General features: G+C 40.6%; 13 protein-coding genes. 5 read left to right on the top strand and 8 right to left on the bottom strand.

The features are described 5' to 3' along the window. The first annotated feature begins 96 nt into the window (after nt 1–96). Entirely contained in the window at nt 97–741 is a 645-nt protein-coding gene (gene adk, locus ACT3RM_RS07925) for an adenylate kinase (protein WP_441992779.1), read from the top strand. 65 nt (nt 742–806) lie between these two features. On the opposite strand, the gene tpx is transcribed toward adk, so the two are convergent. The 3 genes from tpx to ACT3RM_RS07940 all read right to left on the bottom strand — a co-directional run bounded on the left by tpx (nt 807) and on the right by ACT3RM_RS07940 (nt 2,428). After that, nucleotides 807–1,400, bottom strand: a complete 594-nt coding sequence (gene tpx / locus ACT3RM_RS07930; RefSeq protein ID WP_441834921.1) for a thiol peroxidase — start codon at nt 1,398–1,400, stop codon at nt 807–809. A gap of 67 nt (nt 1,401–1,467) precedes the next feature. Continuing rightward, nucleotides 1,468–1,617 (bottom strand): hypothetical protein, encoded by a 150-nt coding sequence (locus tag ACT3RM_RS07935; RefSeq protein WP_441834922.1) that lies wholly within the window; start codon nt 1,615–1,617, stop codon nt 1,468–1,470. Between the two features lie 229 nt (nt 1,618–1,846). Beyond that, nucleotides 1,847–2,428, bottom strand: coding sequence for a superoxide dismutase (locus ACT3RM_RS07940; RefSeq protein ID WP_441834923.1), 582 nt, complete (start codon nt 2,426–2,428; stop codon nt 1,847–1,849). A 261-nt stretch (nt 2,429–2,689) separates the two neighbouring features. On the opposite strand from ACT3RM_RS07940, the gene ACT3RM_RS07945 reads away from it, so the two are divergent. From ACT3RM_RS07945 to ACT3RM_RS07960, 4 genes are all read left to right on the top strand, one after another. Continuing rightward, nucleotides 2,690–3,028 carry a Grx4 family monothiol glutaredoxin gene (locus ACT3RM_RS07945; RefSeq protein WP_441834924.1) on the top strand — a complete coding sequence of 113 codons (339 nt, stop codon included), beginning with the start codon at nt 2,690–2,692 and terminating at the stop codon, nt 3,026–3,028. A 724-nt stretch (nt 3,029–3,752) separates the two neighbouring features. Further along, nucleotides 3,753–8,207, top strand: coding sequence for a glutamate synthase large subunit (gene gltB, locus ACT3RM_RS07950; protein ID WP_441834925.1), 4,455 nt, complete (start codon nt 3,753–3,755; stop codon nt 8,205–8,207). An 8-nt stretch (nt 8,208–8,215) separates the two neighbouring features. Continuing rightward, nucleotides 8,216–9,631: an FAD-dependent oxidoreductase gene (locus ACT3RM_RS07955; protein WP_441834926.1), complete on the top strand. Its 1,416-nt coding sequence runs from the start codon at nt 8,216–8,218 to the stop codon at nt 9,629–9,631. A 137-nt stretch (nt 9,632–9,768) separates the two neighbouring features. Next, nucleotides 9,769–10,146: a septal ring lytic transglycosylase RlpA family protein gene (locus ACT3RM_RS07960; RefSeq protein WP_441834927.1), complete on the top strand. Its 378-nt coding sequence runs from the start codon at nt 9,769–9,771 to the stop codon at nt 10,144–10,146. Nucleotides 10,147–10,162: 16 nt separating this feature from the next. On the opposite strand, the gene cydC is transcribed toward ACT3RM_RS07960, so the two are convergent. The 5 genes from cydC to ACT3RM_RS07985 are packed head-to-tail and all read right to left on the bottom strand — an operon-like array spanning nt 10,163 to nt 16,554. Beyond that, nucleotides 10,163–11,920 (bottom strand): thiol reductant ABC exporter subunit CydC, encoded by a 1,758-nt coding sequence (cydC, locus tag ACT3RM_RS07965; protein ID WP_441834928.1) that lies wholly within the window; start codon nt 11,918–11,920, stop codon nt 10,163–10,165. Then, the gene (gene cydD / locus ACT3RM_RS07970) at nt 11,917–13,677 is read right to left on the bottom strand and encodes a thiol reductant ABC exporter subunit CydD (protein ID WP_441834929.1); all 1,761 of its coding nucleotides are present in this window, start codon (nt 13,675–13,677) and stop codon (nt 11,917–11,919) included. Before cydD ends, cydC begins: the two co-directional genes overlap by 4 nt. Beyond that, nucleotides 13,667–13,819, bottom strand: coding sequence for a cytochrome bd-I oxidase subunit CydX (gene cydX / locus ACT3RM_RS07975; RefSeq protein WP_441834930.1), 153 nt, complete (start codon nt 13,817–13,819; stop codon nt 13,667–13,669). The genes cydD and cydX overlap by 11 nt, the downstream gene beginning before the upstream one ends. A gap of 12 nt (nt 13,820–13,831) precedes the next feature. After that, a complete protein-coding gene (cydB, locus tag ACT3RM_RS07980; protein ID WP_441834931.1) occupies nt 13,832–14,971 on the bottom strand; it encodes a cytochrome d ubiquinol oxidase subunit II in 1,140 nt (379 codons plus the stop codon). Beyond that, a complete protein-coding gene (locus tag ACT3RM_RS07985; RefSeq protein ID WP_441834932.1) occupies nt 14,968–16,554 on the bottom strand; it encodes a cytochrome ubiquinol oxidase subunit I in 1,587 nt (528 codons plus the stop codon). Before ACT3RM_RS07985 ends, cydB begins: the two co-directional genes overlap by 4 nt. Nucleotides 16,555–16,658 lie beyond the last annotated feature (104 nt).

Raw genomic sequence — 16,658 nt, forward strand, 5'->3', positions numbered from 1 at the left:
GGTTAGTATAACCAATTAGTATAAGTTGCTTGAGTCATCGACTTAGTTGTGGAAGAATTCAGGCTTTAGAAATAAACTCATACAGAGGACAATGATATGCGCATTATTCTTTTGGGCGCGCCGGGTGCAGGTAAAGGTACTCAAGCTCAGTTTTTGATGGACAAATACAGTATTCCACAAATTTCAACGGGCGATATGCTGCGTGCAGCTATCAAAGAAGGCACGCCTCTTGGTCTAGAAGCAAAAAAAGTAATGGACGCGGGTCAATTAATCTCTGATGATATTATCATTGGCCTTGTAAAAGAACGTATTGCAAAACCAGATTGCGATAAAGGTTTTTTACTTGATGGCTTCCCACGTACTATTCCACAAGCGGATGCTATGAAAGAAAATGGCGTTGTGGTTGATCACGTTATTGAGTTTGATGTGGCTGATGAAGTTATTGTTGAACGTATGAGCGGACGTCGTGTCCATCCTGGTTCTGGCCGTGTATATCATATTGTTTATAATCCACCAAAAGTCGACGGTAAAGACGATATTACTGGTGAAGATTTAATTATTCGTGATGACGATACAGAAGAAACGGTACGTAAACGTTTAGGTATATATCATGATCAAACAAAGCCGTTAGTTGATTATTATCAAGCTGAAGAAAAAGCAGGTAACACTCAATACCATAAGTTGGACGGTAAGCAAGCTGTTGAAGAAATAAGTCAGCAGTTAGGTAAGTTACTAGGTTAATTAAATAATCTTAATTTAAATAAAAACCCCTTAATTTATAAGGGGTTTTTATTATTATCAGAAAGTTAAAGCTTTTCTAACTGACCAATAACCGATGCATAATCGGGTTCTGTTGATAAGTCAGCGACAAGTTGCTTATAAATAATATTATGCTTGGCATCAAGTACAAATACAGCGCGCGTTAAAAGTCCCATATCTTTAATAATCAAACCATAGTTTTGACCAAAGTCACGCCATACTGAATCCGATAGGGTGATCACTTTATCGATATTTTCTGCTTTGCAGAAACGCTTTTGTGCAAAGGGTAAATCTGCGCTGATTGTCAGCATGGCAATTTGTGGAAACTTATCTGCAACCTTTTCATTAAAGTGTTTAGTTTGAATGCTACATACACCCGTGTCTAAGCTTGGCACAACGCTAATGAGTACCGCCTTACCTTGGTAGTTCTCCAAAGTGATAGGAGTAAACTGCTCATCAACTACTTTGAAATCCGGTGCTTTATCACCCACTTCGACCCCTTGGCCGAGTAAAGTGATAGGTTTGCTTTGTGCCGTTACTTTTTTTGCATCTAATGTGTTTTCAGTAAGCTCTGCTGCTTGAGTGAGAGATACTGCGCAAAGCGCCGTGAGAACAAAAGTGAGAGAACGTAGTCGTAGCATAAGGTATTTCCTTTAAAGTAAACGCAGTTCAAGCCAGTGTATTATACTGACCCATAAGCACCAAGTTTTACTGAAATTTAAAATTGTAAATAGATGATACTTTTTCAAGCTTAATTTGAAAGTCCCATAGTCGATATAGGTGCTTAAGAACTTTGATGTTGTACTCTTCTTCTTGTGACTTTTCGTATTGTGATTGCTTATGCTCAAAAATACTCATAGAGACCTGCAAAAACGTGTTTTTACTTTAAGAAAAAACATAGGGTAATTTGAGGATAGTCACGGTTTTAAATTTTTGCGCAATAAGGTTAATAATTTAATCTAAAAATTACTTCAGTGGACAGGTTTAAATATGATTGCGTATCAGACACTTTAATAACATAAATAACAGACATTAAAAAAGACGCCGTAGCGTCTTTTTATCGATTGTTAATTAACACTTAAGCTAATTAAGCGAAGTTCGCGTTTGCGAATTCCCAGTTAACTAATGACCAGAAACCTTTAAGGTAATCAGGACGGACGTTACGGTAATCGATGTAATAAGCATGTTCCCACAGATCCACAGTAAGGATTGGTGTAACACCCTCATCAGTTAGTGGTGTTGCTGCGTTAGATGTATTTACGATGTCTAAAGAACCATCAGCAAGTTTCACTAACCAAGTCCAGCTTGAACCAAAGTTGTTAACTGCTTTATCATTTAATGCATCTTTTAGCGCGTCAAATGAGCCCCATTTCGCGTTGATTGCATCTGCGATTGCGCCTGTAGGTGCACCGCCGCCATTTGGAGATAAGCTGTTCCAGTAGAAAGTGTGGTTCCAGATTTGTGCTGCGTTATTAAATACGCCACCATTTGAAGAGCATACGATTTCTTCAAGCGATTTGCCTTCAAATTCAGTACCTGGGATCAAACCGTTAAGTTTAGTCACATAAGTGTTGTGATGCTTACCGTGGTGAAACTCTAGCGTTTCTTTTGAAATATGTGGTTCAAGTGCATCAATTGCATACGGTAGTGACGGTAGTTCAAATGCCATTTTTTTATCTCCATCTTCTTGGTTGATAGTCCAGTCGGTTATAGGTAATAGCTATGCTAACAAAGTGCTTACCTATACCAAGTGGGATTATAGTGTTACTATAATAGTTGAGTATTTTACTCAAGTTTTAGCAAACAGCAATGCTCTTGTTAAAGACTATTTAAGATTGTGGCGTTAATCGCCCATTTAATATATATCTGAGGCCACAGTGAAACTTTTTCAAGGCCTAATGTGTTCGCTATCGTCATTTTGAGGTTGTAAATGGAAACCATTGATAAAATTAAACAGCAAATTGCTGAAAACCCGATCATCTTATTCATGAAAGGATCACCAAAACTGCCTAATTGTGGTTTTTCTTCGCAAGCATCACAAGCGCTTATGTCATGTGGCGAACCGTTTGCGTATGTTGACATATTGCTAAACCCAGACATTCGCGCAGAGCTACCAGCTCACGCTAACTGGCCTACCTTTCCACAGCTATGGGTCGAAGGCGAATTAGTTGGTGGTTGTGATATTATCATTGAAATGTTTCAACGTGGTGAACTACAACCACTGATCACTGAAACAGCTAAAAAACATAAAGAAGCTGACGCAGAATAATTTAGTTGGCTCAATTAAATTCAAAAGGTCGCGAGCATGCGGCCTTTTTGTAGTTAGTTCAAATTCTTGATATTATTTTAATAGATCTAAAAACTCTTCATACCTTCTAGTTGCTTTTTTATTTCCCACGCTATATTCAAATTTAACGATGTTTCAATTTATAACTAAAATACTATCTGCACCCGGGCAAAATATACTCACACCATAATAAGAATACCTTTATGTAAATTATTACCTCTTTAAAGAAAAGTTTTGCTTGTTTATAAAGGGTAATGGTTATGCAATAAATGCATCACTATAAGCATTTTTTGTATTGGTTATTCACTCTTGTATGACCAGCTTTGTTAGTGCCCATTAGGGTATTAATAGTACGTAGTTAAAATGATTAAAAAAAACCAAATTGAACAACTATATATGGAGTGAATAAATATTCACAAAAACACAGGGTTTACGTTAACGTAAACTGCATGGTTTTTGAGTGCTTATTTTACAAATTGTTAAATATGACACCAGTGTCATGAAAAGATAGCGCGATAATAAGCGTTAAATGTTAAAAAATAACGATAAAGAAAAGCATTGTATTGAAGTGAGAAATATTCAACAATGTGAATATGTATTCAAAATTATGTTGACTCAACTGCCAATTGGCGATATTTTTGTCCGTCTGCTAGCAAACCGTCAAGAACGTCATTACTGCTAGTTGTTGTAGCAAGGGGAGGGGTCTATGTTATACGACTCAAAATTAGAAAAAGATAATTGTGGCTTTGGTTTAATTGCCCAAGTCAATGGCCAAGCGAGTCACCGCTTGGTGCGTACTGCAATCACGGGGCTTGATCGAATGGAGCATCGTGGTGGTATTTCTGCCGATGGCAAAACTGGCGACGGCTGCGGCCTATTGATGCAAAAGCCAGATAGCTTCTTTCGTGCAATTGCCAATGAAAAAAACTGGCATTTAGGCAAGAACTATGCTGTTGGCATGATATTTTTAAATGCTGATCCAGTACTTGCTCAAACAGCTAAAGATGTACTAAGTGAAGAATTAGAAAAAGAAACACTTAATATTCAAGGTTGGCGTGTGGTGCCGACGGATGAAGACTGTTTAGGTCCTATTGCAAAAAAGCAATTACCTAAGTTTGAACAAATTTTTGTGAGTGCGCCAGAGGGTTGGCGTCCAAAAGATCTTGAACGTCGATTATATGTGGCACGTCGCCGTGCTGAAAAACGGCTTATAGATGATGAACATTTTTATATTGCCAGTTTGTCAGGTTTGGTAACTGTTTATAAAGGCTTAATGATGCCTGTAGACTTACCTAATTTTTATCTCGACTTGGCTGATATTCGCATGGCCAGTGCGATTTGTGTATTTCACCAACGCTTTTCAACGAATACGCAACCACGTTGGCCACTTGCACAACCGTTCCGCTATTTAGCGCATAACGGTGAAATAAATACTATTCAAGGTAATCGTCAGTGGGCACGTGCTCGCTCGTATAAGTTTTCTTCTCCACTGATCCCTGACTTACAAAGCGCAGCACCTTTTGTAAATGAAACGGGTTCAGACTCGTCAAGTTTAGATAATATGCTAGAGCTGTTTTTAGCTGGCGGCATGGATTTATTCCGTGCAATGCGCATGCTTGTACCGCCTGCATGGCAAAAAAACCGTGCGATGGATGACGATTTACGCGCTTTTTATGACTTTAACTCAATGCATATGGAACCATGGGATGGCCCTGCGGGCATTGTAATGTCAGATGGTCGCTTTGCAGCTTGTAACCTTGACCGTAATGGTTTACGTCCAGCGCGTTATGTAATAACTCAAGATGGCTTTATGACGCTTGCCTCTGAAGTTGGAATTTGGGATTACACTGCAGATGAAGTGGTTGAAAAAGGCCGTGTTGGCCCTGGTGAGTTATTGGTTATAGATACCCATCAAGGTAAAATTTGGCATTCAGGCGAAATTGACCAAGATTTAAAATCACGCCATCCTTATAAATCATGGCTTGAAAAAAATGTTAAGCGCTTAACTCCGTTTGAGCAGTTATCAGAAAAAGACGCAGGTAATCGCTCATTTGACGATGCGACCTTACTGAAGTATCAAAAAATGTTTGGCTTTACTAATGAAGAGTTAGACAGCGTTATTCGGGTAATGGGTGATATTGGTCAAGAAGCCACGGGTTCAATGGGTGATGATACGCCTTTTGCGGTACTATCTGAAGGCAATCGTTCGCTGTTTGATTACTTTCGCCAAAAGTTTGCTCAGGTAACTAATCCGCCTATCGATCCGCTGCGTGAAAATCATGTAATGTCGCTTGCGACCTGCATCGGCTCTGAGCAAAATGTTTTTAATGAAACCACTGGCCACGCTAAACGCTTACAGTTCGAAACGCCTATTTTAATGTACGCTGATATGAAGCAGTTATTAGATGCTGATGAAGCGCATTATAGCTATTGTAATATCGATATTACTTACACGGTGGAAGAAGGCCTTGAAAAAGCGGTAACACGTGTTTGTGATGAAGCTCAAGAAAAAGCGGCTTCAGGTTGTGTGATGCTTATTTTAAGTGACCGTAACTTTAGCGAAACGCATTTACCTATTCCTGCTGCAATGGCCGTGGGGGCAGTTCAAAAACGTCTAGTTGATAACAACTTACGTTGTGAATCTAACATTATTATTGAATCAGGAAGCGTACGTGATCCGCATCAATTTGCGGTATTACTAGGCTTTGGTGCAACGGCAATTTACCCCTATTTAGCGTATGAATCATTAGTTGCGATGACCGATTCAAAAGTGATCAACAAAAACTATTGTGAAGTAACTCTTGCTTATCGTGGTGCGATAAACAAGGGCTTGTACAAGATTATGTCGAAAATGGGCATTAGTACGGTTGCTTCATATCGTTGCTCAATGCTATTTGAAGCCGTGGGTTTATCTGATTCAATTGTTGAAACATGTTTTAACGGTGTAGCAAGTCGTATTAAAGGCGCTTGTTATAGTGATTTTGATGTCGATCAGCAAAAGCTTCACAAGTTAGCATTTAGTCGTCGTAAGTTATTAAGTCACGGTGGTTTATTAAAATATGTCCATGATGGAGAGTACCATGCGTACAACCCTGACGTGATTTTCTCCTTACAAAAAGCAGTGCGCTCTGGTGAGTATAAAGACTATAGCGTTTACGCTGAGCTTGTTAATAAACGCCCGGTGGCAACACTGCGCGATATGCTAGCGTTAAAGTCAGTAGAAGGCATTAGTATTGACGATGTAGAGCCGGCTACAGAACTTTATAAACGTTTTGACTCAGCAGCTATGAGTATTGGTGCATTATCGCCAGAAGCCCATGAAGCACTAGCGATTGCAATGAACCGTTTAGGTGGTTGTTCAAATTCAGGTGAAGGCGGTGAAGACAAACTACGTTATGGTACTGAGAAAAACTCACGTATTAAACAAGTTGCTTCAGGTCGCTTTGGGGTGACACCGCATTACTTGCAAAGTGCTGATGTTATTCAAATAAAAGTTGCGCAAGGTGCAAAACCTGGCGAGGGCGGGCAGTTACCGGGTGAAAAAGTCACGCCCTATATTGCAAAGCTTCGTTATTCTGTGCCGGGTGTGACGTTAATTTCGCCACCACCGCATCACGATATTTATTCAATTGAAGATTTAGCCCAGCTGATTTTTGACTTAAAGCAAGTTAATCCAAAAGCAATGATCTCTGTAAAGCTAGTATCAGAGCCAGGTGTAGGTACCATCGCAACCGGTGTCGCCAAAGCGTATGCTGATTTAATTACTATTTCAGGTTACGACGGTGGTACAGGTGCAAGTCCGCTCACCTCAGTTAAGTATGCCGGTAGCCCGTGGGAGCTTGGCCTTGCTGAAACCCAGCAAGCATTAGTTGAAAATGGTCTTCGTCATCGTATTCGCTTACAAACTGATGGCGGTTTAAAGACGGGGTTAGATATAGTGAAAGCGGCTATTTTAGGTGCTGAAAGCTTTGGTTTTGGTACCGGCCCAATGGTTGCGCTTGGATGTAAATACTTACGTATTTGTCATTTAAATAACTGTGCAACAGGTGTTGCAACGCAAGATGACACCTTGCGTCAAAAGCACTTTCACGGCTTACCAGAAATGGCGATGAACTACTTTAAGTTTATAGCCCAAGAAGCACGTGAAATAATGGCAAGCTTAGGCGTTACAAGGTTAACCGATTTAATTGGTCGTTTAGATTTACTTGAGGCGATAGAAGGTCAAACTGAAAAGCAAAAGAAAATTGATTTATCGTCACTGCTCGCTGTGCCAAATAATCCGACGGGTGAAACTTTGTATTGTAGTACGCCTAATAGCTCTCATTATTTAGGCAAGTTAAACGAAACATTATTAGAAAAAGCTAAAACAGCGATTGATGAAAGTGGCGGTATTTCACTGGTTAATCGAATTTATAATACCGACCGTTCTGTAGGTGCTATGCTCTCTGGTTATATTGCTTCTAAGCATGGTAATCAAGGTATGGCAGCGGATCCAGTAGCAATTGAATTGCACGGTACTGCGGGTCAGTCATTTGGTGTGTGGAATGCTGGCGGCCTTGAAATGACCTTAGTCGGCGATGCTAACGATTACGTTGGCAAAGGAATGGCTGGTGGTAAACTGGTTATTCGCCCACCATTGGGTTCATCATTTGAAAGTCATAAAGCGACTATTGCTGGTAATACTTGTTTATACGGTGCAACAGGTGGCAAGCTATTTGCGGCCGGTTGTGCTGGAGAGCGCTTTGCAGTACGTAACTCAGGTGTTCAGGCAGTTGTTGAAGGTGTAGGTGACAATGGTTGTGAATACATGACCGGTGGTGTGGTTTGTATCCTAGGTAAAGTAGGCGTTAACTTTGGCGCTGGTATGACTGGCGGCTTTGCTTACATTCTTGATGAAGGCAGTGACTTTGAAAAGCGTATCAATCCAGAATTGGTTGAAATTGTTACTATGGAAAATCTCGCTTCACACCAAGAACATTTACGCGGTTTAGTTGCTGAGCATTTAGAGTTGACCGCTTCAAGTAGAGCAGAGCAGATTTTGGCAAATTTTGATTTGTACATTCCGATGTTTAAATTAGTAAAACCAAAATCAAGCGATGTTAAAAGTTTACTTGGACACCGAGCGCGTAGCAGTGCAGAACTGCGTGTTCAGGCTCAGTAGGGGGTAGTATGAGCGAAAATGTATATCAATTTATCGACGTGCAACGTGTTGATCCACGTAAAAAACCAATTTCGTCACGCAAACAGTCTTTTGTTGAGATTTATGAACCATTCTCAGAGACACAAGTTAATTCACAGGCGGATCGCTGTCTTGACTGTGGCAACCCGTATTGCGAGTGGAAATGCCCAGTACATAACTATATTCCACAGTGGCTAAAGTTAATTCGTACCGGTCGTATTTTAGAAGCCGCAGAACTGTCACACCGTACTAATAGTTTGCCAGAAGTGTGTGGCCGTGTATGTCCACAAGATAGGTTATGTGAAGGCGACTGTACGCTAAATGAAGAATTTGGCGCAGTAACAATCGGAAATATTGAAAAGTATATTACCGACACCGCATTTGAAATGGGCTGGAAGCCGGACATGTCTTATGTGGTATGGACTGAGAAAAAAGTAGCTGTTATAGGTGCCGGTCCAGCTGGACTTGGGTGTGCAGATATCCTAGTACGTAATGGCATAAAGCCAGTGGTATTTGACCGTCACCCTGAAATTGGTGGGCTACTAACGTTTGGTATTCCTTCATTCAAACTTGAAAAAGAAGTAATGCAAAAGCGTCGTGAAATTTTCACTGAAATGGGTGTTGAGTTTAAACTTAATACTGAAGTCGGTGTTGATATTACTATGGATGAAATTTTAGCTGAGTATGACGCGGTATTTTTGGGAGTGGGGACTTATCAAAGTATGCGTGCAGGTCTTGAAAACGAAGACGCGCCTGGCGTACATGACGCCTTACCATTTTTAATTGGTAATACTAACCGTGTTATGGGCTATGACGAAACCAATCAAGCCTATCTTGATATGGCAAATGAAAAAGTTGTGGTACTTGGTGGCGGCGATACCGCTATGGACTGTGTACGAACTTCTATTCGCCACGGCGCAGAAAAAGTAACCTGTGCGTATCGTCGTGATGAAGAAAACATGCCTGGTTCAAAGCGCGAAGTTAAAAATGCCAAAGAAGAAGACGTTGAGTTTATTTTTAACGTGCAACCAACCGGGATTTTATTAAACGATAAAGGCCATGTAGCAGGTGTTCAAATGGTGAAAACCCAAATGGGTGAACCAGATGAAAATGGTCGTAGTCGCGCTGAAGTGATTGCTGGTTCAGAGCATGTAATTGAAGCCACTCAAGTGCTTATGGCATTTGGCTTTAAACCACATAAAATGGACTGGCTTGAAAAGTACGATGTTGAAATAAATCATTGGGGCGGCATTAACGCACCAGAAAAAGGCGAGTTTACGCATCAAACAACTAACCCTAAGATTTTCGCTGGTGGTGACATTGTACGTGGTTCAGACTTAGTGGTAACTGCTATTTTTGAAGGACGTAACGCAGCAGAGGGCATTTTGGATTATTTAGACGTTTAATCTGCAAGCTACATTTAATAAAATTAAACCCTGCACATTTATTTGTGTGGGGTTTTTTATGCTTAAATAAAACAAGCTAATTCAGCTAATACTCAGTTATTTTTTGTTAATGTAGCCTGTTAAAAAGGAGCTACACTGTGTTTAAACTAATTTTAACTTTTTTGGCTATAACGACCTTGGCGGGTTGTAGTAGTGCCCCATCATTCAGTACAAGCTCCGCTAAGCAACAAGGTAAAGCAAGTTACTACGCTGATAAGTATCACGGCAGGCTTACTGCAAGCGGTGAAGTGTACAGCCAGCAAGGGATGACCGCGGCCCATAAAGAATTACCTTTTGGCAGTAAAGTACGAGTAACTAACCTAGCTAATAATCGATCTATAATCGTCAAGATTAATGATCGTGGGCCATTTATCCGCGGTCGTATTATAGATTTAACCAAGCATGCATTTAGCCAATTAGCTAACCTCAACGAAGGGGTTGTCGATGTCGAAATTGAACTGCTAAATACTGATTAATAAGCACTTAGCATAACTAAAAGCGTGTGATAAGTGAAAGGTAATCGGCATGCTCTTTAAGTAATATTTCATGCTTAGCCACAGCACGCACCTTTCCTTGCTCAAGCCAGATTACTTTATCCATAGTATTCAAAAGTGTGGGATCGTGAGTAATTGTTAACACGGTTTGATTTCTCATGACATGCAAAAGTGTATTAATAACGGCATGTTTAGTTTGGTTATCAAGGCTTTCTGTTGGCTCGTCTAACACCACAATCTCGCTATTACGTAATAACGCTTGAGCAAGTGCAATACGTCTAGATTGCCCTTGTGAAAGCTTCCTTCCTGCAATACCTAGCCTTGTATTTAGCCCTGCCTTTAAATTATCAAGCCAATCACCTAGCTGCGCTTGCTGACAGGCTTTAATAAGCATTTCATTATTTGCATTAGGTGAAGCATAAAGCAGGTTTTCTTTAAGAGTGCCATCAAATATATGATGTTTTTGGGCAACAATAGACAACATTGAAAAGCGCTGCTCTGGTGTTAAGCTTTGTAAATCTATGTGTTGCTGATCGCTAGTTAATATTGCGCTGCCTGTTTGTAATGGCCAAAGTCCGGTTAAAATATTAACCAAGGTTGTTTTACCACTGCCGCTTGGGCCCACCAGCGCAACTTTTTCAGCTGCATTAATGGTTAAATTAATATCATCAAGTGCGAGGTGTCTATTATCATAGCTATAGCTAATATTGTTAAGAGTTAAGCCAATAGGTTGCTCTGATCTTATTTGTTGGAAAGGAGGAGCTATTTCTGGCGCAGAATTTGTTTTGCTTATAGCAAGTTTGTCTTCTAACTCAAAAATACGTTTTGCGGCGCCTAATACACTTGGTAATTGGATGAATGCATTTGGTAGACTAAGCACTGTTTCGAAGCTGGCTAAAACGAATAGACTCATCATCGCAAGTTCGACGTTTTTCATTGCCCCGCTAAAGACTAAAGGAGCAATAATAATAACGCTTGCCAGCATAGTAAACTGTACTATAAGTAAATTAACCCCATTACTATTTGCAACTGCTTTGTGGCGTTTATAGAGCTCTTTATTGTAGTTAGTGCTAATTGTGTCGCACTTTATAATTTGTTGTGGTGCGGCTTGATATATAGCAAGTTCACGGGCGCCTTTAAGTGTATCTGCAAGCTCAGCGCGAAGATACGCAGATTGCTCTGCTTCTACATCAGCGCTTTTATGCAGTCGCTTACTTAAAACTGCTGGAATAATCACCCCAATAATCATCAAGGCAGTAAAGCATATTAGTGCTACTTGTGGGTTATAAATACTCATAAATAACATCACAATAGGAATGCTAAAAAGGGCCACTACAATGGGTAGCAGCACGTTCAGGTAAAACTTATCAAGCGCATCAACATCGTTTTGCATACGATTAACTAAATCGGCACTGCGGCTCATTGCTAAATCAACATTGTTGAGTTGGGCGAGGGTGGCAAATACTCGCACGCGGATCTCACTAAGTAATAAAAATGTGGCGTTGTGAGTAACTAATCGCTCACCATAGCGAGATGCGGTTCTGACAATAGCTAAAAAGCGAATGGTGCCTGCGGGAGTAAAGTAATTCATATGAACGCCAGCAATTCCCGCCGCAGCCATAGCAGCTAAAAACCAGCCTGAAATCGCTAATAAACCCACATTAGCAAGCACGGTTAAACTCGATAAAAAAGCGCCAAGCAGCAACATACCAGCATGAGGCTTGCAAAGGCTTAATAATCGTAAAAAGTGAGTCATGATTGAACACCATTGGCTGTTATTAAGCGATGAAACGGTCCTTGCTGTTTAATTAGTGTTGCGTAATTACCTTGCTCAATAAGCTGTCCATTTTGCAATACATAAATAGTCTTGGCATGCTTTACTGTGCTCAATCGATGAGCAATCACTAGTACTAAATGCGTTTTAGCATAGTCATTTATAGCATTATTGATAAGCGTTTCAGTTTGGCTGTCAAGGTGAGCGGTCGGTTCATCAAGTACTAAAATAGGAGCATTTTTTAAAAAAGCCCGTGCGAGAGCAATACGTTGTCGCTGTCCGCCAGAAAGCCCTTCGCCATGCTCACCTAAAAGCGTATCAAAGCCTTCCGGTAGCGCATTAATAAATGTTAAAGCACCGGCTTGCTCAGCCGCATTTTGTATTTCGCTGTTATTTGCATGAGGTTTACCAAGTTTTATATTGTCGCGAATGCTCATAAAAAATAACGTGGGCTGCTGTGGGATCCAAGCTATATGTTGCTGCCAGTCAGTGATTGAATAATCACTTAGTGGTAGATCGTTAATCTGTATTTTTGATTGCGCCTCTGAATGAAAGCCTAATAAGCAATCAAATAAAGTGCTTTTTCCTGCTCCACTTTCACCAACAAAAGCATATAACCCAAGGGGTGATAAGTTAAGTGATATATCGCTTACTCCTTCGTTACTATCAGGGTAAATAAAGCTGAGCTTGTGGGTGGTAATTGATTGAATTGGCAAATTTATAGGTTGAGAGCCTGTTGACTCATTTTGCGATGAGGCATTGATTATATCAATCATATCGGCAGCGGCGCTAATGCCTTCAAGTCGTGCGTGGTAGTGGGTGCCCATTTGCCTTAGCGGTAGGTAAAACTCCGGGGCAAGTAGCAACACCACAAAACCTGTCGCAAAATCGAGCGTGCCAAAAAAGAGCCTAAAACCGATGATCACAGCTACTAACGCCACACTAATCGTGGCAAAAAACTCTAGAGCAAAAGAAGACAAAAATGCGACCTTTAATACACTCATAGTCGCACCACGAAAGTCATCTGATATCTTGGCAATGTTTTTTAGCTCTTGCTGAGTGGCACTAAATAGTTTTAATTGCGTCAGTCCTTGTAAACGGTCAAAAAAGTAATTCCCTAGCACGGCTAGTTTTTGCCAGCGCTGTTGATTCAGTTGTTCAGCTTGATGACCTACTAAAATCATAAAAAATGGAATCAATGGAGCGGTTAATAAAAAAATCAGCCCCGCTTTATAGTCGGTCGGAAAAATCACTATTAATATTGCCAGTGGAATAAGGGCGCTGTAAGCAACACTCGGTAAGTAATTCGCATAATATTCGTGTAATGCTTCAACACCATTATGTACCACATTTAAGGTTGCGCCTTGGCCCTTTTGATCTGTATAAGTTGGGCCTAGTTGGTTGAGTTTTTTAAGTAAAGTTTTGCGCATTGCAGACTTTATTTTTAACGCTGCATAATTGCTGACACGTTCACTGAGTGCTAAAAAAGTGGCGCGTAATAAAATCAACCCTGCTAAAGGCCAAAGCAGATAAGTAACGTTTGCTAGGTTATCTCCTGCAAACATCACTTGATGCACTGCGCGGGCTAATAAATAGCACGAGGCAATCATCAACAAGGCGTTAATGGTACCAAGAGCAATACTAAGCTTTAATAAGTGACCGGCGTGGGATGAGTGGTTTTTTAAAAATGCGCGCAGCTTCTTTTGCTGCGCGCGGTCAGGTCGGGGGCTAGTCGTCATTTTGATTATTTAACATATCATGTAGTTCTTGTTCGTCATCAGCAATGCTGTTTTTATGCTGTTGAAACTCGTACCACATCACATTAATAACTCCTAATGTACAAGCTAAAATCACTCCTAAAATCCAAGCGAAATACCACATAAATTTATCTCCTTAGTAGCTACCATGAGTGTTATTTTCAATTTCATCAGTAGTTATTCTGCGCCACATTTTTACATAACACCACGTGGTGTAACTGAGGATCAGCGGCACAAAAATCACGGCGGCAATAAACATAACATTAAGTGTTCGATGACTAGATACTGCATCCCACATGGTTAAGCTTATATCTGGATTGTTACTTGATGGCATAATAAATGGGAATAATGCTGTTCCTGCAGTCATGATTACACCAATCAGCATAATACAGGTTGATATGAGTGCGAGCGCGGGTTTATTAATCTTTGAAAAAATGATGCCTAACATTGCCATTACAAAGGCAAGTACTGGAAACAAGATAGTTAACGGCATTGCAGTATAATTATTTAACCAACCACCAGGAACAACCGATACTGTTTTGGCTATCGGGTTTGCATAGCTTTGTGTGTCAGGCATAGAAGTAATTTGGTAGCCATTTAAATTTGCCACCCAAAAACCTGCAGCTGCGAATAGCACCATAAAAGCAATGAGTGAATAGCGTCCATACTGCGCTGAACGTAATGCGACTTTAGCATCAGTTCGCAGTTGCAACCACATACCTGCATGGCCCACCAACATGGTAATACTGATAAGACCAGCGGCTAGCCCGAATGGATTAAGCAGAGCAAAAAACGAGCCTTGATAGCTTACTCGCAAATATTCATCAATACTGTAAGGCACTCCTAAAAATAAGTTACCAAATGCAACACCGAATACTAGAGCAGGAATTATACTACCTATAAATAGCCCCCAATCCCAGTTGTTGCGCCAGCGCTGTGAATCTACTTTACTGCGATAGTCAAACCCTAATGGTCTAAGAAATAACGCAAACAATACTAACATCATGGCAAAGTAAAAGCCTGAAAAGGCGGCTGCATAGACCATTGGCCAGGCAGCAAATAGCGCGCCACCGGCGGTAATAAACCAAACCTGATTGCCATCCCAATGAGGCGCAATAGTATTAATAACAGTGCGTCTCTCTAAATCGGTTTTGCCCACTAGGCGCAGCAAAATGGCAGCCCCCATATCCATACCGTCAGTAATTGCAAAGCCAATTAACAAAATACCGATTAGCAGCCACCAGGCCAGCTTTAGCGTTTCGTAATCAAAAATCATGAGTCGGCTCCTTGATTGGTAGCTTTGTTTTGCGCTGGCAATTCAAAGTGATATTTACCGGTATGCAGGGAACTTGGTCCTTGTTTGATAAAGCGTAACAGTAACCAACCTTCTACAATAGCAAGTGCAATATAAAAAATAATAAAACCAGTCAAACTTATTAGCAAGTCATTCACGGTCAGTGATGAAGTAGCTAAGAAGGTGGGAAGTATTTCGGATATAGCCCACGGCTGACGGCCATATTCAGCGACTATCCAACCAAATTCGATAGCAATCCAAGGTAGCGGAATACTCCAAACTGCGGCCCATAATAACCAGCGTTTTTGTTCAATAACTCGCTGTGCATTGTAATAAAATGATAATGCAAACACTATAAGCATGATCATGCCACAGGCTACCATAATCCTAAATGACCAAAACATTGGGCCAACTTTAGGAAATGAGTCTTTAACGGCTTGTTGAATTTGCTCTTCGGTAGCGTCTACCACATTTGGGGTGTAGCGTTTTAGCAGCAACCCATAACCTAAGTCATCTTTAAGTTTATCAAATTTAGCAATGTTCTCGGGTGTATCATCGCCATTTCTGAGTTTTTCAAGGTATTTATAAGCTATCATGCCATTACGAATACGAATGTCGTGCTGCTTTTCCAAGTCATTAATACCGGTTACTTGTTCATCCAAGGAGCGCGTAGCAATTAACCCTAGCGCATACGGTATTTTAACTGCTGCGTGAGTTACTTGCTCTTCTGAATCTGGAATGCCCATTAATGTGAATGCAGCCGGTGCTTCTTCGGTATGCCATTCGGCCTCTATGGCAGCCAGTTTAACTTTTTGCACTTCTCCGACTTCATAACCTGACTCATCACCGAGTAAAATCACACATAAAATAGACGCTAAACCAAAGCCGGAAGCGACTGAGAACGAACGTTTTGCAAAGGCTAAATCTCGTCCCTTTAATATGTACCAACTACTAATACCGAGTACAAACATTGACGCAGCAACATAACCTGCCGACACCGTATGAATAAATTTAACCTGTGCTACAGGATTGAACACGAGCTCAGCAAAGCTGGTCATTTCCATGCGCATGGTTTGATAATTGAACTCTGCACCGACAGGATTTTGCATCCAACCATTAGCAATCAATATCCACAGTGCAGACATATTTGTGCCAATCGCCATTAAAAAGGTTGCTCCTAAGTGTTGGCGTTTAGAAAGTCGTTGCCAGCCTAAAAAGAACATACCCACAAAAGTGGATTCTAAAAAGAATGCCATTAGGCCTTCTATAGCTAAGGGCGCACCAAACACATCGCCTACATAGTGTGAATAGTATGACCAGTTGGTGCCAAACTCAAACTCCATTGTAAGGCCGGTCGCAATACCAACAGCAAAGTTAATACCAAATAACTTACCCCAAAATTTAGTCATGTCGCGATAAATCTCACGGCCTGTCATTACATACACAGACTCCATGATCACTAAAATCCATGTCATACCTAAGGTCAGTGGCACGAATAAAAAGTGAAATAGGGCAGTGACGGCAAACTGCAATCGGGATAGATCGACAAATAATTCATCTATCATTTTAAAAGGCTCCTTGTATGTGTAACAGCAAACACATGACAAAATTAATCAGTTACGTAATAAACATGATGTTTCAGTAATTATTGAAACTTTATAAGTATTGA

Origin of the sequence: Pseudoalteromonas sp. AOP7-A1-14 (genome assembly GCF_052376275.1) — a bacterium.
Classification (GTDB): domain Bacteria; phylum Pseudomonadota; class Gammaproteobacteria; order Enterobacterales; family Alteromonadaceae; genus Pseudoalteromonas.